At 68.9% G+C, this 22,615-nt stretch carries 20 protein-coding genes; 16 read left to right on the top strand and 4 right to left on the bottom strand.

What is annotated here, in order from left to right; translation table 11 throughout:
- Positions 1-224 precede the first annotated feature (224 nt).
- The 7 genes from MMF96_RS04565 (at position 225) to MMF96_RS04535 (ending at position 7,683) form a co-directional block, all read left to right on the top strand.
- Entirely contained in the window at positions 225-761 is a 537-nt protein-coding gene (locus MMF96_RS04565; RefSeq protein ID WP_256882686.1) for a flavin reductase family protein, read from the top strand.
- Positions 762-1,030: 269 nt separating this feature from the next.
- Complete coding sequence (locus MMF96_RS04560; protein WP_256882685.1) at positions 1,031-2,389, top strand: hemolysin family protein; 1,359 nt, start codon at positions 1,031-1,033, stop codon at positions 2,387-2,389.
- Positions 2,386-3,444, top strand: a complete 1,059-nt coding sequence (locus MMF96_RS04555; protein WP_256882684.1) for a hemolysin family protein — start codon at positions 2,386-2,388, stop codon at positions 3,442-3,444. Before MMF96_RS04560 ends, MMF96_RS04555 begins: the two co-directional genes overlap by 4 nt.
- An 82-nt stretch (positions 3,445-3,526) precedes the next feature.
- Positions 3,527-4,465: a metal ABC transporter solute-binding protein, Zn/Mn family gene (locus MMF96_RS04550; protein WP_256882683.1), complete on the top strand. Its 939-nt coding sequence runs from the start codon at positions 3,527-3,529 to the stop codon at positions 4,463-4,465.
- Positions 4,462-5,307: a metal ABC transporter ATP-binding protein gene (locus MMF96_RS04545; protein WP_256882682.1), complete on the top strand. Its 846-nt coding sequence runs from the start codon at positions 4,462-4,464 to the stop codon at positions 5,305-5,307. Before MMF96_RS04550 ends, MMF96_RS04545 begins: the two co-directional genes overlap by 4 nt.
- A complete protein-coding gene (locus MMF96_RS04540) occupies positions 5,304-6,185 on the top strand; it encodes a metal ABC transporter permease (protein WP_176616778.1) in 882 nt (293 codons plus the stop codon). Before MMF96_RS04545 ends, MMF96_RS04540 begins: the two co-directional genes overlap by 4 nt.
- Before the next feature lie 76 nt (positions 6,186-6,261).
- Positions 6,262-7,683 (top strand): lipase maturation factor family protein, encoded by a 1,422-nt coding sequence (locus MMF96_RS04535; RefSeq protein ID WP_256882681.1) that lies wholly within the window; start codon positions 6,262-6,264, stop codon positions 7,681-7,683.
- Positions 7,684-7,689: 6 nt separating this feature from the next.
- Here MMF96_RS04535 and MMF96_RS04530 read toward each other — a convergent pair whose 3' ends face one another.
- Positions 7,690-8,127: a Fur family transcriptional regulator gene (locus MMF96_RS04530; RefSeq protein WP_176616780.1), complete on the bottom strand. Its 438-nt coding sequence runs from the start codon at positions 8,125-8,127 to the stop codon at positions 7,690-7,692.
- 132 nt (positions 8,128-8,259) lie between these two features.
- Between MMF96_RS04530 and MMF96_RS04525 the strand changes: the two genes are divergently transcribed.
- Positions 8,260-8,916: an MBL fold metallo-hydrolase gene (locus MMF96_RS04525; protein WP_256882680.1), complete on the top strand. Its 657-nt coding sequence runs from the start codon at positions 8,260-8,262 to the stop codon at positions 8,914-8,916.
- A gap of 97 nt (positions 8,917-9,013) precedes the next feature.
- Here the strand turns inward: MMF96_RS04525 and MMF96_RS04520 are convergent, their stop codons facing one another.
- Complete coding sequence (locus MMF96_RS04520) at positions 9,014-10,096, bottom strand: PLP-dependent cysteine synthase family protein (protein WP_256882679.1); 1,083 nt, start codon at positions 10,094-10,096, stop codon at positions 9,014-9,016.
- A gap of 87 nt (positions 10,097-10,183) precedes the next feature.
- Here MMF96_RS04520 and MMF96_RS04515 point away from each other — a divergent pair, with 87 nt between their 5' ends.
- From MMF96_RS04515 to MMF96_RS04495, 5 genes are all read left to right on the top strand, one after another.
- Positions 10,184-11,029 (top strand): sulfurtransferase, encoded by an 846-nt coding sequence (locus MMF96_RS04515; protein ID WP_176616783.1) that lies wholly within the window; start codon positions 10,184-10,186, stop codon positions 11,027-11,029.
- Entirely contained in the window at positions 11,026-12,075 is a 1,050-nt protein-coding gene (locus MMF96_RS04510; RefSeq protein WP_176616784.1) for an NAD(P)-dependent alcohol dehydrogenase, read from the top strand. Before MMF96_RS04515 ends, MMF96_RS04510 begins: the two co-directional genes overlap by 4 nt.
- A 9-nt stretch (positions 12,076-12,084) precedes the next feature.
- Positions 12,085-12,513, top strand: a complete 429-nt coding sequence (locus MMF96_RS04505) for an HIT family protein (RefSeq protein ID WP_176616785.1) — start codon at positions 12,085-12,087, stop codon at positions 12,511-12,513.
- Between the two features lie 10 nt (positions 12,514-12,523).
- Positions 12,524-13,144 (top strand): uridine kinase, encoded by a 621-nt coding sequence (locus tag MMF96_RS04500; protein ID WP_256882678.1) that lies wholly within the window; start codon positions 12,524-12,526, stop codon positions 13,142-13,144.
- 90 nt (positions 13,145-13,234) lie between these two features.
- The gene (locus MMF96_RS04495) at positions 13,235-14,266 is read left to right on the top strand and encodes a matrixin family metalloprotease (RefSeq protein WP_256882677.1); all 1,032 of its coding nucleotides are present in this window, start codon (positions 13,235-13,237) and stop codon (positions 14,264-14,266) included.
- Between the two features lie 63 nt (positions 14,267-14,329).
- Here MMF96_RS04495 and hrpA read toward each other — a convergent pair whose 3' ends face one another.
- Complete coding sequence (gene hrpA, locus MMF96_RS04490) at positions 14,330-18,292, bottom strand: ATP-dependent RNA helicase HrpA (protein ID WP_256882676.1); 3,963 nt, start codon at positions 18,290-18,292, stop codon at positions 14,330-14,332.
- A 212-nt stretch (positions 18,293-18,504) separates the two neighbouring features.
- On the opposite strand from hrpA, the gene MMF96_RS04485 reads away from it, so the two are divergent.
- The 3 genes from MMF96_RS04485 (at position 18,505) to MMF96_RS04475 (ending at position 21,940) form a co-directional block, all read left to right on the top strand.
- The gene (locus tag MMF96_RS04485; protein ID WP_256882675.1) at positions 18,505-19,023 is read left to right on the top strand and encodes a GNAT family N-acetyltransferase; all 519 of its coding nucleotides are present in this window, start codon (positions 18,505-18,507) and stop codon (positions 19,021-19,023) included.
- Positions 19,024-19,415: 392 nt separating this feature from the next.
- Positions 19,416-21,290 (top strand): DUF222 domain-containing protein, encoded by a 1,875-nt coding sequence (locus MMF96_RS04480; protein ID WP_256882674.1) that lies wholly within the window; start codon positions 19,416-19,418, stop codon positions 21,288-21,290.
- A gap of 107 nt (positions 21,291-21,397) precedes the next feature.
- The gene (locus MMF96_RS04475; protein WP_256882673.1) at positions 21,398-21,940 is read left to right on the top strand and encodes a sugar O-acetyltransferase; all 543 of its coding nucleotides are present in this window, start codon (positions 21,398-21,400) and stop codon (positions 21,938-21,940) included.
- Positions 21,941-22,020: 80 nt separating this feature from the next.
- On the opposite strand, the gene MMF96_RS04470 is transcribed toward MMF96_RS04475, so the two are convergent.
- On the bottom strand, positions 22,021-22,590 hold the full coding sequence (locus MMF96_RS04470) for a cysteine hydrolase family protein (protein WP_176616792.1): 570 nt from the start codon (positions 22,588-22,590) through the stop codon (positions 22,021-22,023).
- Between the last annotated feature and the right edge of the window lie 25 nt (positions 22,591-22,615).

The following is a 22,615-nucleotide window of genomic DNA, read 5'->3' as shown; positions in this document are numbered from 1 at the left end:
ACCCATCCGACGCTACACCCAGGCCAACGCCGACAGAACCCGCCAACACGCCCTCAACGAGCTGCACCAACTCGGATACCAGGTCACCCTCACCCAGGCAGCCTAACTCACCCTATTTTCGTATCAGATGGGGGCCCGCGGATTTGACCTCAACCTTTGTTGAGGTTCTAGTGTTGCTGGTGGCCCGCCGCGGCGGCGGGTGTGCCTTGGAAGGGACATCTCACATGACGGTACAAGCGGCCACGGACCCCACCTGGGCCTTGACGGCCGATTTCAAGGCTGCGTTCGGCGGCCATCCGGCCGGCGTGGCCGTCATCACCGCGGACTCCGGCACCGGGCCGGTCGGCGTGACGGCCTCCTCCGTGGCCTCCGTCTCCGCGCAGCCTCCCATCCTCGCGTTCTCGCTCGCGTCGCGGTCCGGCTCTGCCGCCGCCCTTGCCGATGCCGATTCGATCGTGGTGCACCTGCTCACGGCAGCCGACCTGTCCCTGGCCCGCACCTTCGCCAGCCCCACCTCGGAGCGTTTTGCCGGCTCGACGGCGTGGACCCGGCTGCCGACGGGCGAACCGCTGCTCGGGCACGCAGGCTTCGCCCTGCGCTGTGAGATCCTCAGCCGCACGCCGGCAGGCGCCTCATTGCTCGTGGCAGCCTCCGTCGTGGGGATCATCGCCCCGGATGCCCCGTCCCAGGGTGCACCGCTCGTCTACCATGCGCGCGCCTACCACGCCCTTGACGGCAGCACCGTCCTGCCCGGCGCCTGACCCGGCACGATGCCGCCCCGTAGCTCGGGTGCGCGGTGGCGTGAAGGCCGCTCATGTAGACTAAAAATCCTATGGAAAGTAAATCTAGGGGCCGGCGCAACGGTTCGCAGGGTATCCGCCGACGCCCCGCCGCGAACGTTGCACAAGCCGGCAAACCCCGCACCAGAGCCCGCCATGACGCCACCTCCACGCCGGCCGGCCCCAGCGCCGACCACCCTCCGCCGGCGGCCAACCCCCACAGCTGCAACGCTGAAACCGGGGGCATCTAAATGGAGTGGATCCTCCTGGCAGCAGGGCTGCTGCTCATACTCGGCACCGGATTCTTCGTGGCCGTTGAATTTTCCCTCGTGGCACTTGACCAGACCACGGTCCAGCGCGCCGTCGACAACGGCGATGCGGCCGCCGCACCGCTGCTGCGCTGCCTGAAGTCCCTCTCCACCCAGCTTTCGAGCTGCCAGCTCGGCATCACCCTCACGACCCTGCTGACAGGCTTCCTGATTGAGCCCTCGCTGGGGGCGTTGCTGGACGTGCCGCTGGCAGCCGTGGGAGTTCCGGCGGCAGCGGCGGCGCCCGCAGCCCTCGCCGTCGCCATGGTGATTGCCACACTTCTGTCAATGCTCATCGGCGAACTGGTGCCCAAGAACATGGCGATCGCCAAGTCCTTCGAGATCGGCAAGGCCGTGGCCCGCCCGCAGCTCGTGTTCACCGCCATCTTCAAGCCCGCGGTGCTGCTGCTCAACGGCGTGGCCAACAAGGTGCTGCACGTGTTCGGCATGGAGGCCAAGGAGGAGATTTCCGGCGCCAGGTCACCTGCCGAGCTGGCCTCCCTGGTGCGCCGCTCGGCCGCCATGGGCACGCTGGATGAAGGCACCGCCCGCTTTGTGGCCCGCACGCTCAGCTTTGGCGAACGGACGGCCGCCGATGTCATGACCCCGCGCATGCGCGTTGAAACCATCGAATCCGAGCAGTCCGTGGCGGACATCATCGCTGCCGCCCGGCGCACCGGCTTCTCACGCTTCCCCGTCATTGGCGACTCCCCGGACAACATCCTGGGCGTGGTCCACCTGAAAAAGGCGGTCTCCATCCCCTTCCGCAAGCGCCCCGACATCGAGGCCGGCGCCATCATGACCGAGGTCCTGCGCGTGCCCGAAACCGTCCACCTGGATGCCCTGATCCTGGAACTGCGCGAAGGCAACCTGCAGATGGCGGTGGTCCAGGACGAATACGGCGGCACCGCCGGCGTCACGACCCTCGAGGACCTGGTGGAGGAGATCGTCGGGGAGGTCTCCGACGAACACGACCGCACCAAGCCCGGCATCCTGCAGGGGGCGGACGGCAACTGGTTTTTCCCGGGCCTCATGCGCCCCGACGAGGTGTCCGAACGCATCGGTGCCCTCAACGTGCCGGACGAGGCAGGCTATGAAACCGTCGGCGGTTTCATGATGGCCGAACTCGGGCGCATCGCCGTGGTGGGTGACACCGTCCCGGTCGAAGGCGGCACCCTCGTGGTGGACCGGCTCGAGCGCCACCGCATTGACCGGATCTGCTTCATCCCGGCGCCGGCCCCCGCAACGGGGGAACCCGGCGTCGTGCCCCACGGGAAACCGGCGGGCGGTGGTGGACAATGAGCGGCTGGGCCGGACTGGTGTGGCTGGTGGTGCTGCTGCTGGGCAACGCCTTCTTCGTCGCCGCCGAATTCGCCATCATGTCGGCACGCCGCAGCCAGGTGGAACCGCTCGCCGAGACCGGGTCCAAGCGGGCCAAGATCACGCTGGGTGCCATGGAGAATGTCTCGCTCATGCTGGCCTGTTCGCAGCTGGGCATCACCGTTTGCTCGCTGCTGATCCTCAACGTGGCGGAGCCGTCCATCCACCACCTGTTGTCGGCTCCGCTGCATGCCATCGGCGTCGCGGACAGCATCTCCGCGCCGGTGGCCTTTGTGGTGGCCCTGCTGCTCGTGACCTTCCTGCACGTGACGTTTGGCGAGATGGTGCCCAAGAACATGAGCGTCTCCGCCGCGGACAAGGCGGCACTGCTGCTCGCCCCGCCGCTGGTGCTCATCGGCAAGGGCGTGCGGCCGGTGATCGTGGCCCTGAACTGGAGTGCCAACCACATTGTGCGCCTGTTCCGGATTGAGCCCCAGGACGAGGTTTCCTCCTCCTTCACCCTGGAGGAGGTCCAGTCCATCGTGGCCGAGTCCACGCGCAGCGGCCTGGTGGATGACCAGACCGGGCTGATCAACGGTGCGTTGGAGTTCTCCACGCAACGCGCGGGGGACATCATGGTGCCGCTGGGGCAGGTGGTGACCCTGCCGCCGTCGGCCACCCCCGTGGACTTTGAGCACAAGGTCGGCAAGACCGGTTTCTCCCGCTTTGTCTTCGCGGACGAGGCCGGGACCCTGCTGGGGTACCTGCACCTGAAGGACGTGCTGCCCATTCCGGTGGAGCGCTACGAGCTGCCGATCGGGGAGGCGCGGGTGCGCTCCCTCGTCAACCTGTCCGCGGACGAGGAGATCGAGGATGCGCTGGCCATCATGCAGCGCACCGGATCCCACGTGGCACGCGTCATTTCCGCGGAGGGGCGGACGGTGGGGGTGTTGTTCCTGGAGGACGTCATCGAACAGCTCGTGGGCGAGATCCGCGACGCCACGCAGACACAGGTCCAGGAGCGCCGGAAGGCTTGATGCGAACGATTCCCAATTAGGCTATGCTGTGGGAAGACTTATTGGTAATTATTCTCATTAGCTTTCCTTGGAGGACCTTCGCATGCACCTGCGCCGCACAGCACTGACCCTGGGACTGGCCGTGGCCGCCTCCCTGGCCCTGGGCGCCTGTGGCGGAGGTACCACGGCAGCCACAGGCACCCAGGGCTCCCAAGGCGGGGGCAGGATCGCCGTCGTGGCCTCCACCGACGTGTACGGGAGCATCGCCGAGGCGATCGGCGGCGACGACGTGGCGGTGCACTCAATCATCAACAGTGCCGCCGCGGACCCGCACTCCTACGAGGCCACCGCGCAGGACAAGCTGGCGGTCTCCAAGGCTGCCGTCGGGATTGAAAACGGCGGCGGCTACGACGACTTCTTCGGCCGGCTCGCCAGCGGCGTCCTGGACCCGGCCAAGGTGGTCAACGTCAGTGAGCTTTCCGGCCTGGACAAGGGTGCGGACTTCAACGAACACGTATGGTACTCGCTGCCCACCATGGCCAAGCTGGCCGATGAACTCGCCGAACGGTTCAGCTCGCTGGACGCCGCCCGTGCCGCCACATTCAAGGCCAACGCCTCGGCCTTCAAGGGGCGGCTGGACGGGCTGGAGGGCAAGCTGGCGGCCTTGAAGTCGGCACACCCCGGCGCCACGGCCGCCATCACCGAACCGGTGCCGGTGTACCTGCTCCAGGCCGCCGGGCTGGCCAACAAGACCCCGGCAGCATTCAGCACGGCCATTGAAAACGGCTCCGACGTCCCCACCACGGTGCTGCGCGATACAGTGGCACTCATGGCTTCCGGAACCGTGGACCTGCTGGCCTACAACGAACAAACGGAAGGCCCGCAGACTCTGGAAGTGAAAAAGGCGGCGCAGGCCGCCGGCGTCCCCGTGGTGGACTTCTCCGAGACACTGCCGGCCGGCGACTCCTACCTGGAGTGGATGGCCGCCAACACCGCGCACCTCACCGGGGCCCTGGACCATGCGAAGGCAACGGCCCCGTGAGTGCGCCCGTCCACGAGCTGCCGGCCGCCCTGCCGTCCGGGCGGCCCGCCGTCCGCCTGCGCGATGCCCGGCTGGCCTTCGGCGACCGGGTGCTGTGGGACGGCCTGGACCTGGACGTCGCCCCCGGTGAATTCCTGGCCGTGCTGGGCGCGAACGGCAGCGGCAAGACGAGCTTTCTGAAGGTCCTGCTGGGCCTTTCCCCCCTCAGCTCCGGGTCCCTGGCGGTCGACGGCGAACCCGCCCGCCGCGGCCACCGCGGCATTGGCTACGTCCCCCAGCAAAAGCACTTCGCACCGGACACTCCGCTGCGTGCCCGGGACCTGGTGGGCCTGGGCGTGGACGGACACCGGTGGGGGATCCGGTTGCGCGGGCGGGCCTACCGGCGCCGCGTGGACGAACTGTTGGGGCAGGTGGGGGCCACACCGTACGCCCGCGTCCCCGTGGGGCTGCTTTCCGGCGGCGAGCAGCAGCGGCTGCGCATCGCCCAGGCCCTGGCCCCCAATCCGAGGGTCCTGCTGTGCGACGAGCCGCTGCTCTCCCTGGACCTCAACCACCAAAAGGCCGTCAGCGCACTGGTGGGCCACCAGGCCAAGGCCAACGGGACCGCCGTCGTCTTTGTCACCCATGAGATCAACCCGATCCTGGAACACGTGGACCGGGTGCTGTACCTGGCCGGCGGCCGTTTCACCATCGGCACCCCGGAGCAGGTCATGACCACCAAGGTCCTCTCGACGCTGTATGGCACCCATGTCGAGGTGCTCCACAGCAACGGCCGGATTGTGGTGGTGGGCATGCCCGAGGCGGTCATTGACGGGCACATGCCGGAAGGGGGAGCGGCATGAGCTGGGCCGACTTCACCAACGCGGTGTTCAACTTCACCGACTATGCCGAACTCATCCCGTTGTTCCGGGACTCGCTGCTGGCCGGGGCCATCCTGGGCCTGGTGGGCGGGCTCATCGGCACCTTCGTCATGATGCGCGACCTCGCCTTTGCCGTCCACGGCATCGCCGAGCTGTCCTTTGCCGGGGCCGCCTTCGCGCTGCTGGTCGGTGCCGACGTCATCGCCGGCTCGCTGGTGGGTTCCGTACTGGCCGCACTGCTGCTGGGCGCCATGGGCGTGCGCGCGCGGGGCAGGAACTCCGTGATCGGGGTCATCATGCCGTTCGGGCTGGGGCTGGGCATCTTGTTCCTGTCCCTGTACCAGGGCCGGGCGGCCAACAAGTTCGGCCTGCTGACCGGGCAGATCGTCTCGGTGGACTCCACCCAGCTCTCCGCCCTGGCCGTCACGGCGCTGGTGGTCATCGCCGGGCTGGTGGTCATCTGGCGGCCCCTGACCTTTGCCAGCGCGGATCCGGACATTGCCGCCGCCCGGGGGGTCCCGGTGCGCACCCTGTCGGTGGCCTTCATGTTCCTGCTGGGCATCTCGGTGGCGCTGTCCATCCAGGTGGTGGGCGCGCTGCTGGTGCTGGCCCTGCTCATCACGCCGGCCGCCGCGGCGCTGCAGGTGACGGCGGCGCCGCGCATGGTGGTGCTGCTCAGCGTTGCCTTTGCCATCGTTGCCACGGTGGGGGGAATCCTGCTGGCGCTGGGCGGACGGATTCCGATTTCGCCCTACGTGACCACATTGTCGTTCGTGATCTACCTGGTGTGCCGCGTGGCCGGGGCGGTGCGCAGGCGCCGGGGCTGGACGGCACGGGCCACGCTCCCGGCGCGCGCCTAGAGGCCCCGCCGCCGCGCTGCGGAAGTGGCGCCACGGGACGCTGGTCCGGCCCGGGGCCAGGGGCTAGCGTGGGGGCATGGACTGGAATGTTCCGGCCGCGGGCTGGACCGGCTGGTTGGACTCCGCGGACTACGGGCTGGCGCGGTTTGTGCTCCAGCGCGGCATTGCGGCCATTTTCGTCATTGCCTTTGTTTCCGGCGCACTCCAGTTCCCGGCGTTGCTGGGCGAACACGGGTTGCTACCCGTCCCGCGCTACCTCTCACGCGTGGTGCGCACGCCCGGGCCCACACTGTTCCGGTGGCGGTATTCGGACCGGCTGCTGCGCGCCGTGGCCTGGACCGGGGCCGTGCTGGGACTGTGCGTGGTGGCCGGGCTGCCGCAGCGCGGGCCCGCCTGGGTGCCGATGCTGGTGTTTGCGGCGATGTGGCTGCTGTATATGTCGATCGTCAACGTGGGCCAGGTCTTTTACGGCTTTGGTTGGGAAATCCTGCTCCTGGAGGCCGGCTTCCTGGCCGCGTTTCTCGGCTCGGAGCAGACCGCGACGCCGGCCGTCACCTTGTTTGCCTTCCGCTGGCTCGTGTTCCGGCTGGAGTTTGGCGCGGGCCTGATCAAGATGCGCGGCGACCCCGTCTGGCGGGACCTGACGGCCCTGTACTACCACCACGAGACCCAGCCCATGCCGAACCCGCTGAGCTGGTGGTTCCACCACCTGCCCAAGCCGCTGCACCGGGCCGAGGTGCTGGGAAACCACTTCGCCCAGCTGGTGGTGCCGTTCTTTGTGTTTGCCCCGCAGCCCGTGGCCACGGTGGCCGCCGCGGTCATCATTGCCACCCAGTGCTGGCTGGTCCTCTCCGGCAACTTCGCCTGGCTCAACGTCATCACGATTGTGGCCGCCTTCTCGGCCGTCGCCACGCCGGCCACGGCGCAGGGCGGGCCGGGAATGCCCGCCTGGTTCGCCGTCGTCGTGCTCGCCATGGGGCTCCTGATGCTGGTGCTCAGCTGGCAGCCGCTGCGGAACCTGTTCTCCCGGAACCAGGTGATGAACGGCAGCTTCAACCGGTGGCGGCTGGCCAATGCCTACGGCGCGTTCGGCTCCATCACCCGCCAGCGGTATGAGGTGGTGGTGGAGGGCACGGCCGGGGACCCGGTGGCCGGGCCGTGGCAGGAGTACGGGTTCCGGGGCAAGCCGGGGGAGCCGGGGCGGTTGCCGCGGCAGTTCGCGCCCTACCACCTGCGGCTCGACTGGCTGATGTGGTTCCTGGCACTGGGATCGCCCGGGCTGAACTGGTTTGTGCCGTTCCTGAACAAGCTGCTCGACGCCGACCCCGCCACCTTGAAGCTCCTGCGCCGTGACCCGTTTGGCGGGCAGCGGCCGGCCTGGGTGCGGGCCCGCGTGTTCAGCTACCGCTACAGCACCTGGCGGGAGTGGCGCGGCACCGGCGACTGGTGGGTGCGTGAGCCGCTCGGGGACTTTGTGCCGCCCATGGCCCGCGGCTAGGAAGGGTCAGCCCGCGGCACACTCCGGGCACAGCCCGTAAATCTCCACGGTGTGCTGGACCTGGGTGAAGCCGTTTTCCCTGGCAATCCGGGCGGCCCAGCTTTCCACGGCCGGGGCTTCCACCTCAACGGTCTTCCCGCAGTTGCGGCACAGCAGGTGGTGGTGGTGGCTGGTGGCCGAGCAGCGCCGGTAGACGGCCTCGCCCTCGCCGTTGCGCAGGGTGTCGACCAGGCCTTCCTCGGCCATGGACGCCAGGATCCGGTACGTGGTGGCCAGCGAGACCCGGACGTCCTTGTCCGCCAGCAGGCGGTGCAGTTCCTGGGTGCTGACAAAGTCGTCCAGGCCGTCCAGGGCGGCGCTGATGGCCAGGCGCTGCTTGGTGACACGCTGTTCCTTGACCGGCGTTTCAGGGACAGGCGCCCCGGAATCAGGCCCTCCAGACATGCGTACAACCTGCTTTCACGTGGCTTCATTCCAATTAACCAGCCTAGCGCACGGGCCAACTGCGGGCGGTGGCGGGAAGTACGGATCACGCCGTGCCTGCCGCGGGGGCCCGGGCGGGCATAGGCTGGCACCATGTTGCTGACCAAATACTCCCACGCCTGTGTCCGGATCGAAAAGGAAGACAGGGCGCTCGTGATTGATCCCGGCACCCTCTCCGAAACCGGCGAGGCGCTGGCCGGTGCGGACGCCATCCTCATCACGCACGAACACGCCGACCACTTCGACCAGGAGGCCGTGCTGGCCGCGCTCGCAGCCACACCTTCCCTGCCCGTCCACGCCCCGGCCGTGGTGGCCGATGCCCTGCGCGCCGCCGCCCCGGGGACTGCCGGGCGGGTCCACACCACCGCGGCGGGCGGCACCTTCACCACCGCCGGCTTCTCCGTCCGCTGCCTGGGCGGCCAGCACGCCCTGATCCACCCGTCCATCCCCGTGGTCGCCAATGTGGGCTACCTGGTGGACGACGCCGTCTACCACCCGGGCGATTCCCTGATTGTTCCCCCGGGCGTCCAGGTCCAAACGCTGCTGGTGCCCGTCCACGCCCCGTGGTCGAAGGTCGCCGAGGTGGTGGACTTTGTCGTGTCCGTGCGGGCGCCCAAGGCCTTCCAGATCCACGACGCCCTGCTCAACGAGTCGGGGCTGGCCTTCACGGAGTCGCACATTGCCCGGCTGGGCGCGCAGCACGGGACCGATTTCCGGCACCTGGCAGCCGGCGAGTCCGTGGAGGTCTAGACTGCCTGCCTGCCTGCGTGGCGGCGTGCCATAGTGTCCGGGGCGGGTGAAATTTTACCCGCCCTCGCCAGCATGGCACGCCGCCGGCCGCACCTTGTTAGCCCGTCCACACCCCGGTCTCGAAAAAGCGCTGGAGCGAGGCCAGGTGCGGCCCCGGGTCGAGGCCCTTGCCGGCCAGCCACGCCGGGTCGTTGTAGCTGCCCGTGTACCGTTCGCCGCCGTCGCACATGAGTGTGACAATGCTGCCCTGCTCCCCGGCGGCCACCATCCCGGCCACCAGCTGCCACACGCCCCACAGGTTGGTGCCGGTGGAGGGGCCCGCATGGAGCCCGGCAAGGTCGCCGAAATGCTGCATGGCTGCCACCGAGGCGGCGTCGGGGACTTCAAACATGGCGTCGATGACGCCGGGCACGAAGCTTGGCTCCACGCGCGGGCGGCCGATCCCTTCGATGCGGGAGGACCTGCCCGTCACCACGGACAGCTCGCCGGACTGCCACGCCGGGTAAAACGCCGAACCCTCCGGGTCCACCACGGCCAGCTGCGTGGCATGCCCGTGGTAGCGGATGTACCGGCCGATCGTGGCCGAGGTGCCGCCCGTGCCCGCCCCGACCACCACCCACTGCGGCTCCGGGAAGCGTTCGTGGGAGAGCTGGCTGAAAATCGACTCGGCAATGTTGTTGTTGCCGCGCCAGTCCGTGGCCCGCTCGGCATAGGTGAACTGGTCCATGTAGTGGCCGCCGCATGCCGCGGCCACCTCCGCGGCCGCCGAATAGACCTGGTCCGCCTGGTCCACAAAGTGGCAGAGCCCGCCAAAGCTTTCGATCAAGGCGATCTTTTCCGGGCTGGTGCCCCGCGTCATGACCGCCGTGAAATCCAGCCCGAGCAGCTGCGCAAAGTAGGCCTCGGACACCGCCGTGCTGCCGGAGCTGGCCTCCACCACCGTGGTGCCCTCATGGATCCAGCCGTTGACCAGCGCGAACAAAAACAGGGAGCGGGCCAGGCGGTGCTTGAGGCTGCCCGTGCGGTGGCAGGATTCGTCCTTCACATACAGGTCCACGCCCCACCCCGGCGGCAGCTCGACCTTGTACAGGTGCGTATCCGCGCTGCGGTTGTTTTCCGCCTGCACCTTTGCCATCGCCTGGTGCGTCCAGGACCATTGCTCCGCTTGCCGTGTTGTCATCCAGCCAGCTTAACGTGCACGCGGTTCGGTGGTTTGCGCCCGGCCCGGGGCTAGATTTGAGGTAAAACCACCCCAAAGGAGCTGCACATGACCGTCTTGATGGACGTTGCCGAACTTCAGGAACGCCGGGCGGCCGGCCTGCGGACCGTCCTGCTCGACGTCCGCTGGGCGCTGGGCGACCCGGACGGCCGCGCGCACTATGCGGCCGGCCACATCCCCGGTGCCGTCTTCGTGGACCTGGAAACCGAGCTGGCCGGGCACGGGGAGCCGCGCGACGGCCGCCACCCCCTGCCCGCCGAGCCCGACTTCGCCGAAACCGTCCGCCGCTGGGGCCTCCGCACCGGGGACACCGTGGTGGCCTACGACGACGCCGGGGCAGCCGCCGCTGCCCGCGCCTGGTGGCTCCTGGGTTACGCAGGCATCGACAATGTCCACCTGCTCGACGGCGGGCTGGCGGCCTGGCGCGCCGCCCGCCTTCCGCTCGCCCAGGGCGAGGAGACGGCGGAGCCGGGGGACGCCGTCGTACATTACGGGGCAAGGGCCACGGTGGACACGGAAGGGGCCGCCCGGTGGCCGGGCATCCTCCTGGACGCCCGGGCGGGGGAGCGGTACCGGGGCGAGACGGAGCCGGTCGACCCGCGGGCCGGGCACATTCCGGGGGCAGTCAGCGCGCCCACGGCCGGAAACCTGGCGCAGGATGCCACGTTCCTGCCGGCGGAGGAACTGCGGGCGAGGTTTGCGGCGCTGGGCGTGCGGGAGGGTTCGGAGGTGGCCGTGTATTGCGGTTCCGGAGTGACGGCGGCCCACGAAATTGCGGCCCTGGAAATTGCCGGGTTCCCTGCTGCCCTGTATCCCGGGTCGTGGTCGGCGTGGTCCAACCGCCCGGAACGGCCCGTGGAGACCGGTGCCGGTGGCGATAGGGTTGAACCATGACGCAAGCAAAAGCCTACGCAGCAACGTCCGCCACCTCCGGACTGAACCCCAGCACCATTGAGCGCCGGGAGCCGGGGGCGCACGACGTGGAAATCGCCATCGACTTTTGCGGGCTGTGCCACTCCGACGTGCACACCGTCCGCTCCGAATGGCGGCCGGCCCGCTACCCGCTGGTCCCGGGCCACGAAATCGTCGGCAGGGTCACGCGGGTGGGCGCCGACGTGGTGGGCTTTGCCGTGGGGGACCTGGCGGGCGTGGGCTGCATGGTGGACTCCTGCCGCGAATGCGACTCGTGCCTTGAAGGCTTTGAGCAGTACTGCGAAAAAGGCAACACCGGCACCTACGGCGTGGTGGACCGCCGCAACGGCGGCGGCGTGACGCAGGGCGGCTACTCGTCGTCGATCGTGGTGGATGAGAACTACGTGCTGAACGTGCCCGCCGGGCTGGACCCGGCCGGCGTCGCGCCCCTGCTGTGCGCCGGCATCACCACCTACTCCCCGCTGCGCTACCTGGACGTGCAGGACGGCGACGCGGTGGGCGTGGTGGGCCTCGGCGGGCTGGGGCACATGGCCGTCAAGATCGCCAAGGCGCTCGGGGCCTCAGTCACTGTCTTCACCACCTCACCGGGCAAGGCAGCCGCGGCGTTTGAGCTCGGTGCCGACACCGTGGTGGTGTCCTCCGATCCGGCACAGATGGCCGCTGCGAAGGGAACGCTGAACGCGATCATCGACACCGTGGCGGCCGTCCACGACCTCAACCCGTACCTGCAGACCCTGGCGCGCGACGGCGCCCTCATCCAGCTGGGGCTGCCGCCGGCACAAATGCCGCCCGTGGATCCGGGCCTGCTGATCCGCAAGCGCCTGGCCTACGGCGGTTCCCTGATCGGCGGGATTGCCGAAACCCAGGAAATGCTGGACTTCTGCGCCGAACACGGGATTGTTTCCGACATTGAAATGGTTGCCGCACCGGAGCTGGACGCCGCCTACGACCGCATGGTGGCCGGGGACGTCAAGTACCGCTTTGTCCTGGACAACTCGACCCTTTAGGAGCATTTCTTGAGCACGCTGTTTACGAAAATCATCAACGGCGACATCCCTGGGAGGTTCGTCTGGAAGGACGAGACCTGCGTGTCCTTCCTGACGATCGGGCCCCTGACGGACGGCCACGTCCTGGTGGTGCCGCGCGAGGAAGTCGACAAGTGGACCGACGCGTCGCCGGAACTGGTGGGGCACCTGATGGGCGTTTCCCAGACCATCGGGCAGGCGCAGCTTGCGGCGTTTGGTGCACCGCGGGCCGGGCTGATTGTTGCCGGCTTTGAGGTGGAGCACCTGCACGTGCACGTCTTCCCCGCCTACGGGCTGGACAATTTCAACTTCAAGGCCGTGGACAACAACCCGGACCCTGCCGTCCTAGAGGCCAATGCTGAAAAGCTCCGCGGTGCGCTGCGCGACGCCGGGCACGGGCAGTTCGTCCCCGAGGACTGACGCGCACGCCGTGGCGGGGCCCAGCAGGGACGCCGTGACAGGCGTGGCGTCGATGTGCCAGGCCGGCGCCGCAGCCCTGGCCGGCGCCCTGGCACTCGAGACCCCGCGCAGTGATGGCGGCTGGACCCTGGTGGCCATCGACGGGGTGGACGGGAGCGGGAAAACGACCTTCGCCGCGGCCTTGGAACGGGACGTCCTGGCGCCGTTCGGGCCTCGGGGCGGCGGCTTGTACCGCAGCGCAGCAACGGACCGCCGCCTGGACCTGGCCCTTGATCCGCCCCGGCTGCAGGCCCGCCCGGGCACTGTGTGCATTGTCGAGGGCATGTTCCTGCATCGAAGGGAACTTGCCGGCCGATGGGACTACTCCGTGTTTCTGGACGTGCCGTTCGCCGAGACGGCCCGCCGGATGGCGGTTCGCGACGGCACGCCGGCTGATCCCGGCCACCCCGGCATGCGCCGCTACGTCGGGGGCCAGCGGCTGTATTTTGCCGAGGCAGCCCCATGGCTGCGAGCCGACCGTGTGGTGGACAATACCGATCCGGCGGAGCCGTTGGTGACGCCACAGGCGGCCGGGCACCAACGAGGGCGGCACATCCGGGGAATCGCCGGTGCTGCTGCCCGCCTGGGCTAGGATTTCCTCAATACACTTCGTCGCAGGGGGCCGCACGGTGGACATGGCTGGACTTGGCGGCAGGCGCAACCTTCACGGCGGGAAGGCCCGGTGAGGCCGGGGGAACCGGATCCCGTCAAGGGACTGCGCCGGTCCCCGTCCGGGAGGGTGCCGCAATGGGTGCTGGATGAGGAGGCAGCCCGGCCCGCCGCCCGGTCCGGGCTCCCTGCGGCTGGCCGCCCCGCGTCCGGCCCGGTGCGAAAGAAGCCACGGCGGCACCATGGCAGGTTCCGGCGCATCCTGCCCGCAGCATGTTCCGTCCTGGCCCTGGCCATGATTGTTAGCTATTACGCTTTTCCGGGCCTCGTGGGCCAGGCCACGGCAGCGATTGCCGGGGAACAGTTCCACGCCCGGCAGTCCGGCGTCGGCCCCGCTTCGAGCTGGACTGCCGGCTACCCGCCGCGGGGCGTCGAGGCCCACAAGGCGCCGCTGGGCAGGCCCGCAGCGGTGGCGCAGACGAGCGAATCGTATGCCTTCATCGGCGGGGATTCCCGCAGCGGCCTCATTGCCTACGATCCCTGCCGCCCAATCCATTTCGTAACCCGCCCCGACAACGCCCCTGAGGGCGGTCGTGAACTCATCACCCGTGCCGCCGCGGCCGCATCGCAGGCGACCGGGCTGGTGTTCATTGACGACGGCGGCACCACGGAGGGCTATTCCACGAACCGGGGCCCATATCAGCCCGGGCGCTACGGCAAACGCTGGGCACCCGTGTTGTTTGTGTGGGCGACGGCGGCGGAGCAGCCCAAGTTTGTTGAAGTACCGGTTCCCGGCGAGACCAACGTGGCCGGATTGGGTGGCAGCCAGGCAATCGTGGGCGACACGGGAAGCGAAGTCTTCGTCACCGGCACCGTCCAGCTTAACGCGGGGGCCCTGGGCGAGACGATGTCACGCCCAGGCGGCCCGGCCCTGGTGCAGGCCGTGATCGAACACGAGATCGGCCATGTGCTGGGGCTGGGCCATGTGAAGGACCCCTCGCAGCTGATGTACGACCGTGCCCGGCCGGGCGTCACCACGTATGCCGCCGGGGACCTCACCGGCCTGGCCAGGCTCGGCCAGGGAAAGTGCTTCCCCAACCATTGACGCGACGGACCCAAAAATGCGGAAGCCCTGGGGAATGTTGCCCCGGTTGCAACCGGGCGTTGGTTATTCGGCCAAGGCCTTCGACAGTGCCACGCGGACCCGCTTTTCCGAGACCGAATACGCCGTGCCCAGCTCCACGGCGAACAGGCTGACGCGCAGTTCCTCCAACATCCAGCGCACGTGCTCCAGCCCAGCCGTTGACCGCTGGCCGGGCAGCAGGGCGGCCACGGCGTCGTCGTACTCGTCTTCCAGCCGCTGCACGGCGGCCATCGACTGACCGTCCCGGGCCACATTCGAGGGCAGCTTCTCCAGCCGGCGCTCAATCGCGGCCAGGTAGCGCGGCAGCTGGCTGAGCTGGGCGAAGCCGGTCTTGGCCACAAAACCGGGGTAGACCAGCAGTTCCAGCTGCTGCCTGGTGTCGTTGAGGGCACTGATCAGCGGCAGGCTGTTGCTGGCCCGCAGCGCCTTGTCGATCCGCAGCTTCGACGCCAGCACGCGTTCGACGACGGCCGTCACCGTGAACACCGTGTCAATGAGCTCGGCCCGGACCGTTTCATACAGGGCATCAAACGCGTTCCGGTCCCAGGGCAGGGCCGCGGGTGTGAGCTTGTCGATGGTGGCCAGCGTGCAGTCGGCGATCAGCTCCGCCACCGAGCCGTGCGGGTTTTGGCTGAACGTGAGCTTTTCGGTGTTGCTCAGGTGCTCGAGCACGTACCGGTCGGGGGAGGGCACCCGCAGGGCGAGGAGCCTGATGACGCCGCCACGCATGGCGGATTCCTGCGCATCACGGCGCTGGAACACGCGCAGTCCGGCCGTGGCGCCCTCGTCCACCAGGGCCGGGTAACCCGTCACGGTGTGCCCGGAGACCTGCCGCTTCACCTCGCGCGGCAGCGTGCCCACGCTCCACTCGGTGAGCCCGGTGCGCTCGGCAATGCCCTCTGGTCCGCGGGTGTCACCGGTCGAGCTTGTCGAGACACCTGGTCTCGACGGGTCCGGTCCCCGGGTGCCGCCCGACCCCCGGGGCGTGACGGTCTTCGGCGTGGCCCCGAGTTGTTCGGCAATGGCCCGGCGCGTGGCGCCGGCCAGTCGTGACTGCAGCGCCGGGAGGTCCTGGCCATCTTCGAGGATGCGGCCGTTCTTGTCCACCACGGAGAACGTCATGCGCAGGTGGGAGGGCACGGCGTCCCAGTTCCACGACCCCGGCGGGATGATGTGCCCCTTGATCCTGCGCAGGGCCAGTTCCAGCGACGGCTCCAGCGCGTCCACGGCAGGGTCGAAGTCGGTGGCCAGGGCCGCGGCCGCCTGCCGTCCCACGTCCGGGGCGGGGATGAAGTTCTTGCGCACGGCCTTGGGCAGCGACTTGATCAGCGCCGTCACCAGCTCCGCGCGCAGCCCGGGGATCTGCCACCGGAACGGGGCCTCGTGCAGCTGGTTCAAAAACAACAGCGGCACCTGCACGGTCACGCCGTCGGACGGGTTGGGTGCGGAACCCGGCGCGGTCGGGTGGAACTCGTAGGAGAGCGGCAGCTCAAACCCGCCCTCGGTCCAGGTCTTCGGGAACGCGGCCCCGTCGAGCTCGGGCTCCTCGGCCATGACCACGTGCGCGTCGAAGTCCAGCAGCGAAGGGTTCTTGTGCCGGGCGTCCTTCCACCACTTGTCAAAGTGCCGCTCGGAGACCACGCCGGGCCCCACCCGCTCGTCGTAAAACTCAAAGAGTGCCTCGTCGTCCACGCGCAGGTCGCGGCGCCGCATGCGGGTTTCCAGCTCCTCCACTTCGGCGAGCAGGGCCTGGTTGCGGTGGAAGAACTTGTGGTTGGTGTGCCAGTCTCCCTCCACCAGGGCGTGCCGGATGAACAGCTCCCGGCTCAATTCCGGGTCGATGCGTCCGTAGTGGACGCGGCGGTCGGGCACGATCGGCACGCCGTACAGGGTGACCTTCTCATGTGCCATGACCGAGCCCATCTTCTTGGACCAGTGCGGCTCGGAGTAGCTGCGCTTCACCAGGTCCGGGGCCACCTCCTCGGCCCACAGGGGATCGAACTTGGCGGCCACGCGGGCCCACAGCCGCGACGTTTCCACGAGTTCGGCGGCCATGACCCAGTCCGGCGACTTCTTGAACAGCGCCGAGCCCGGGAACACCATGAACTTGGTCCCGCGCGCGCCGGCATACTCGCGCTTGCGCGCATCATAGAGGCCGATGTGGCTGAGCAGCCCCGTCAGCAGGGACAGGTGGATAGCGTCGTGGTTGGCCACCGGGTCAATGCCGCTGCCAGAGACCTTGATGCCCAGCGGCTTGCCCATCTGCTTGAGCTGGGTGAACAAATCCTGCCATTCACGCACGCGCAGGTAGTTGATGAACTCGGCCTTGCACAACCTGCGGAACGCACTGGAGGACAGCTCCGCCTGCTTCTCCTTGATGTAGCGCCACAGGTTCAAAAAGCCCGTGAAATCGGAATTCGCATCCACAAAGCGCTTGTGCTTTTCGGCGGCGAGCTGCTGCTTGTTTGTGCCGTCCCCCTGGGGGCGCTCACGCGGGTCCTGGATGGTCAGCGCGGCTGCGAGCACCATGACCTCCGCGGCCACGCCGCGTTTCGCGGCTTCCACGATCATCCGTCCCAGCCGCGGATCCACCGGAAGCTGGGAGAGCTGGCGTCCGACGCCGGTGATCCCGCCTTGGGCGTTCACCGCGCCCAGCTCGCGCAGCAGGGTCACGCCGTCGGTGATGGCCCGGGAGTCCGGTGGCTGCACAAACGGGAACTTCTCCACGTCCCTGGGTCCCTTTGCCACGCCCATGGCAGCCATCTGGAGGATGACGGCGGCCAGGTTGGTGCGCAGGATCTCGGGGTCCGTGAACTCGCTGCGGGCGTCGAAATCCTCCTCCGAGTACAGCCGGATGCAGATGCCGTCGGACACGCGGCCGCAGCGGCCCGAACGTTGGTTCGCACTTGCCTGGGACACGCGCTCGATGGGCAGGCGCTGGACCTTGGTCCGGTGCGAATACCGGGAGATGCGGGCCGTGCCGGGGTCAATCACATACTTGATGCCCGGCACCGTCAGCGACGTCTCGGCCACATTGGTCGCCAGGACAATGCGCCGGCGCGTGCCCGGGGTGAACACGGCGTGCTGCTCGGCCAGCGACAGCCGGGCGAACAGGGGCAGGATCTCGGCGTCGCGCAGCCGCGGGTTGGTCTTGATGCGGCCCCGCAGGGCCTCGGCCGCGTCGCGGATTTCGCGCTCGCCGGAGAAGAAGATCAGGATGTCCCCGGGTGCTTCGCGGGAGAGCTCCTCCACGGCGTCGCCCACGGCATCGAGCGGGTCCCGGTCCTCCTCACGGTTGCCGCCGTCTTCCCGGTTCCCGCCGTGTCGGTTCCGGTCCGCGCCCGCGCCAAGTTCGTCGTCGTCCTCCCCCTTGGCGGGGCCGGAGAGCGGGCGGTAGCGGATTTCCACGGGGAAGGTGCGTCCGGAGACCTCCATGATGGGCGCCGGGCCCCCGGGGGAGGCGAAGTGCTCGGCGAAGCGTTCCGGGTCGATCGTGGCCGAGGTGATGATGACCTTCAAGTCCGGGCGCTGGGGCAGGATCTGGCGAAGGTAGCCGAGGATGAAGTCGATGTTCAGGGAACGCTCGTGGGCCTCGTCGATGATGAGGACGGAGTATTTGCGCAGCAGTTTGTCGCGCTGGATTTCCGCCAGCAGGATGCCGTCGGTCATCAACTTGATCTTGGTCTGCGGGCCCACGTGGCCGGTGAAGCGGACCTGGAAGCCCACTTCCTCGCCGATCTTGACGTCGAGTTCGCTGGCGATGCGCGCGGCCACGGTGCGGGCGGCGAGGCGGCGCGGCTGCGTGTGCCCGATCAGGCCCTTCTCCGCCAGCCCCAGCTCCACGCACATTTTCGGGATCTGGGTGGTCTTTCCGGAGCCCGTCTCGCCGGCGATGATGGTGACCTGGTTGGCGGCGATGGCGGCCATGAGGTCCTCGCGGCGTTCCGAGACGGGAAGCGCGGCGGGGTAGGTGATGGTGAAAGTCATGGTGCCACCCAGTTTATGCCGATATTGGCGCGGTGGGCTTCGGGGTGCTTTGGTGCCAAAGCAGGCCGGCGTGCGGTGAACTGCACCAGGCTGCGCAGGCGCCTGCCGCCACGGTGGGCCCCGGGGCCCTCACCAGGGCACCTCCTGCTTGGCGGGCGTGGCCGGGGCTCTGGCCTGCGCCGCAGCCGGGGTGGGCGTGAGAGGCTGGGGGAATGGCCCAGGAAAACAATTTCCCCCGCTCGACGGCGCTGGCGAACCTTGCGCCCGCCGGCCGGAGCTTCGTGCTGCGGCGGGCGCAGGAGTCCGACGTCGGCCCGATCGTCGGGCTGTTGGCCGCGGAGCAGCTGCGGGCGGCCGTTGACTCCGCCGCACCCGAACGCCGGGGCCCCTATTTGGCCGCGTTCCACGCCATCGCTGCCGACCCCGCCCATTTGCTGTGCGTGGTGGACGACGACGCCGGCACTGTGGTTGCCACCATGCAGCTGTCCCTTCTGCCGGGCCTGGCCCGCGGCGGCTCCGCCCGCCTGCAGATTGAGGCGGTCCGGGTTGCCGGCCGGCTGCGCGGCAACGGACTGGGCTCAGCCATGATCGGGTGGGCCGTTGCCGAAGGGCGCCGCCGCGGGGCCGTCCTGGTCCAGTTGACGTCGGATCTTTCCCGGACGGACGCCCACCGCTTTTATGAGCGGCTGGGCTTCGTCCACTCCCACGCCGGATTCAAGCTGGTCCTTTAGCCGTTGCGCCGTTCCGCCGCCGGGTTGCTGCTGCCGGGCTCGGGCGTGCCTGGGCCGCCGGGCCGGGGCCGAGGGTGCTTTTGCGAGGGTTCCGCTGCCGGGCTGCTGCGCGCCGGGCCACTCATGAATTGCTGCGGGTCCTGCCACGCGGGGTGGAAAAATACTGCTGCCTGTTCCCTCCACAGGGGGGTGCCCGGCCGATGGTTGTTGACATTTCGGGTTGCGCCCCGTTCCTGCCCGGGCAGTCCATTTTAGGCTTGAGGCAGCAGGGAAGTTGGTGGTTTTCGAACACGGTTTCCATATCTTGGGGGCCGCTGGGGGACCCGGGTGCACAGGCAGAGGGGGTGGACGCGGTGGCGGTGCCGGAATGGAATGCCACGGTCAGTGCCGGCGTGTCTGCAGGCACTGTGCCCGAGGTGGCGGGCCCGGACCCACTCGGACGATTGGGCGCCACCGTGGCAGGTGCAGCAACGGGCCCTGACGGCTTGCCGTCCGCTCCTGCTGCCGGCGAGGCCATGGGTCCCATGGACGCGGCCGATCCTGCTTCATTGGTGGTCGAAGCCGCCAAGGCCCTGGCCGGCGTGTGTGGCGGATTCTTTGACCCTGCGGTGTTGGCCCAGCTGGATGCAGCCTTGGCCCTTGAACTGGCCGCCCAGGCCCGTGACCGGGCCGTGGAAGCCGGTGAGCTGTTGGATGCCGGCGTGCGGGAGGGGCGGGCCGCGGCGTTCCTGGAGCGGCTGGCGTGCCGCGCCGCAGCATGCAGGGCCGCCGCGACCCGGGCCGGGAAGCTTGCCGGGGAGGCCGCCTCGGTCGTTGCTGCGTTCGGTGGCTCCGTGGGAGCCGGGGGATACGACCCGGACGTCGTGAACCGGGTTTCCGGCGCGGTCCTGGTGGATGTCATAACCGGGCTGGAAGAAGCCAAAAATTCCTTGACGGCGGTGCAGATGCAGGCCGAGGTGCTCTTCACGGCCCAGCAGCGCCTGGTCCAGGCCCGCACGGGGGTGCCGAAAGCCAAGCTCGGCCGGGACGTGGGGGTGCAGGTCGGGCTCGCCCGGCATGAATCCGCCCACCGCGGGCGCCAGCTGGCCGAGCTTGCCGCCGTCGTGGTGCGCGAGCTCCCACACACCATGGACGCCGTCACGGCCGGGATCATCGGGGAGGACCGGGCGAGGATAGTGGCATCCGAGACGGTATTCCTCTCTGCCGAACACCGCGCCGACGTCGACGCGCTGATCTGCGCAGACCAGGAGAAACTGGCAGGCATGGGCTCCCGGCAAATCGCCACTGCGGCCAGGGCCGAGGCCTACCGGCTCGAGCCCGAAGTTTTCGTCCAGCGCCGGGAGAAAGCGGTTGCGGACCGCTACGTGTCCCTGCGCCCGGCTGCGGATGGGATGACTCTGCTCAGCGCCCTGATCCCACTGAAGCACGGGGTCACTGTCATCAACGCCCTCACCCAGGTAGCCGACGCGGCCAAGGCCGCAGGCGACGGCCGGGGCCGCGGACAGCTCATGGCCGACGCCCTCATCCACCGCCTGACGCGGCACGTGCCGTGTGACGAGGGCCAGGGCGGTGTGGGCGACCATCGCGGCCCAACACCGGAAAATGCCGGGTCGCGGCATGGCAGTGTACTGGAACCGGGTGCGCTGGGACCGGGTGTACTGGGTGGCGTGGCGGCACCTCCGCACACCCCGGGCTTGTGCACCACCGTCACCGAACCGGACATCATGATTGAGCTCGTCAAGACCGACCGGTCCCTCTTTGACGGTGCGAGCGACCCCGCCATCATCACCGGCCACGGACCGATCCCCGCGCCCGAAGCCAGCACCATGGTGCTGGGGACGGCGTCGGGGAAATCCGGCTTCTCGCCCAAACTGTGGCTGCGCCGTCTTTTCACCCATCCTGAGAGCGGAGCCCTGCTCAGCATGGACTCCCGGGCCCGCTTCTTTCCCGAGGGAATGAAGGAGTTCCTGCGCCTGCAGTACCAGCGCTGCGCCAGCCCTTACTGCGATGCACCGATTCGCAACTACGACCACATCAAGTCCTGCGCCGCCTGCAACCAGGCCAAGGAAGCCCCCGGCTGGACCGTAGCGCCCACCATCGGACCGCCGGCCGGCGAGGGACCACTGCCCGGTAAAGCCCCGCCCGGCTCAGCCCCGCCCGGTACGACCACCACCACGCCCACGGGGCACAGCTACACGGCCGTCGCGCCAGCCCTGCCGGGCACCAGCCGCCGCAAACGGCGCAGAAGGCGCAGAAGGCGAAGCTGAAACCGCCGCGGCAGGTGCCCACGGGCCGTACGCACCGGATACGGCAGGACTTTCAGCCAAGGTGTGTCCTTGAACTGGTTCGTGCGCGATGGGAGGAGGATTGTGGCATGTCCGCCGACCGCACCATGCGCATCCACAGCCCCGAATTCAAGTCAATGGCGGAGAGGGTCCTGCAGGTCACCGCGCTCACGTCGAGGCTGAATGCCCTGCCCTTTGGTGACGAAGCGGGCAAGGCTGCACTGCTCGGGCAGATCCTGGGCCGGCCGCTGCCGTCAGGGGTGACGGTCTATCCGCCGTTCTACACGGACCACGGGCTCAATCTGCACCTCGCCGAACGGGTCTTCATCAACCAGGGCTGCACTTTCCTGGACTATGCGGGCATCCGGCTCGGCGAGGGCGTGATGATCGGCCCCAAGGCCACGCTGATCACCAGCGGCCATCCGGTCAATCCGGCAGAACGCAGGCTGTACCTCACCGGCGCCCCCATCGACGTGGCGGACAACGTGTGGATCGGTGCGGGTGCAACGATCCTGCCCGGTGTCAGCATTGGACGCGATGCCGTCATCGCCGCCGGATCGGTTGTGGCCGACGACGTGCCGGCGGCGAGCCTGGTGACCGGACCAAAGGCCGGGGTGCGACGGCGCTGGTGACGGCTGCCATGGCTGCCCAAGCCCGCCAAACCGGGGCAGCGCGGCCAGGGGACGATGGCCTGGCCGGGCAGGGGCCGGCGTCAGTTGCCGGCAGGGGCGAGGAGTGCCAGGATCGCGCGGGTGCTGCCGGTCTCCCCGAGCCTCGGAAAGATCCGGGTGAGGCTGTTGTTGTGCGCATCGGCACTCATGTCCGTCATGGCGTCGACCGCCAGTGTGACATTGAGGCCGAGCTCGTGGGCCTGGCGTGCGGTGGATTCGACGCCGATGCTGGTGGCCACGCCGGCCACGACCACCTGGGTGACACCCAGGCCGGCGAGGTGTTCGGCCAGCCCCGTGTTGGTAAAGGACCCCCACGTCCGCTTGACCACCACATGGTCCCCGGGCTGATGGTTCAGCCCGGCCACCAGCTCCGTGGCGTTGTCCGAGTGTGTTCCGGTCGCAGCGCGGGGCGGCTGCTCATTGCGGCCCGGGGCGCGGCCGTCCACGCGGACCAGGACCACGGGCAGTCCGCGGCTGCGGAATCCGGCAGCCAGGTCTGCGGCGTTTTGCACCACGGGGTCCATTGGATGCGCCGTGGGAAGGGCGGCCACTGAATTTTGCAGGTCGACAACAATGAGTGCGGTCCGTGGATCGAGGGTGGTTACTGCCATGAGATGCTCCTCTGAGGGGCGGATG

This window comes from Arthrobacter sp. STN4 (assembly GCF_024539665.1).
In the GTDB taxonomy this organism is placed as follows: Bacteria; Actinomycetota; Actinomycetes; order Actinomycetales; family Micrococcaceae; genus Specibacter.
This window is presented reverse-complemented; position numbering and strand designations above follow the sequence as displayed.

Excerpts from the sequence above, each read along its gene's own strand:
- MMF96_RS04565 (WP_256882686.1), top strand. The coding sequence starts at position 225 with ATGACGGTACAAGCGGCCACGGACCCCACCTGGGCCTTGACGGCCGAT.
- MMF96_RS04560 (WP_256882685.1), top strand. The coding sequence starts at position 1,031 with ATGGAGTGGATCCTCCTGGCAGCAGGGCTGCTGCTCATACTCGGCACC.
- MMF96_RS04555 (WP_256882684.1), top strand. The coding sequence starts at position 2,386 with ATGAGCGGCTGGGCCGGACTGGTGTGGCTGGTGGTGCTGCTGCTGGGC.
- MMF96_RS04550 (WP_256882683.1), top strand. The coding sequence starts at position 3,527 with ATGCACCTGCGCCGCACAGCACTGACCCTGGGACTGGCCGTGGCCGCC.
- MMF96_RS04540 (WP_176616778.1), top strand. The coding sequence starts at position 5,304 with ATGAGCTGGGCCGACTTCACCAACGCGGTGTTCAACTTCACCGACTAT.
- MMF96_RS04535 (WP_256882681.1), top strand. The coding sequence starts at position 6,262 with ATGGACTGGAATGTTCCGGCCGCGGGCTGGACCGGCTGGTTGGACTCC.
- MMF96_RS04530 (WP_176616780.1), bottom strand. The coding sequence starts at position 8,127 with ATGTCTGGAGGGCCTGATTCCGGGGCGCCTGTCCCTGAAACGCCGGTC.
- MMF96_RS04525 (WP_256882680.1), top strand. The coding sequence starts at position 8,260 with ATGTTGCTGACCAAATACTCCCACGCCTGTGTCCGGATCGAAAAGGAA.
- MMF96_RS04520 (WP_256882679.1), bottom strand. The coding sequence starts at position 10,096 with ATGACAACACGGCAAGCGGAGCAATGGTCCTGGACGCACCAGGCGATG.
- MMF96_RS04515 (WP_176616783.1), top strand. The coding sequence starts at position 10,184 with ATGACCGTCTTGATGGACGTTGCCGAACTTCAGGAACGCCGGGCGGCC.
- MMF96_RS04510 (WP_176616784.1), top strand. The coding sequence starts at position 11,026 with ATGACGCAAGCAAAAGCCTACGCAGCAACGTCCGCCACCTCCGGACTG.
- hrpA (WP_256882676.1), bottom strand. The coding sequence starts at position 18,292 with ATGACTTTCACCATCACCTACCCCGCCGCGCTTCCCGTCTCGGAACGC.
- MMF96_RS04485 (WP_256882675.1), top strand. The coding sequence starts at position 18,505 with ATGGCCCAGGAAAACAATTTCCCCCGCTCGACGGCGCTGGCGAACCTT.
- MMF96_RS04475 (WP_256882673.1), top strand. The coding sequence starts at position 21,398 with ATGTCCGCCGACCGCACCATGCGCATCCACAGCCCCGAATTCAAGTCA.
- MMF96_RS04470 (WP_176616792.1), bottom strand. The coding sequence starts at position 22,590 with ATGGCAGTAACCACCCTCGATCCACGGACCGCACTCATTGTTGTCGAC.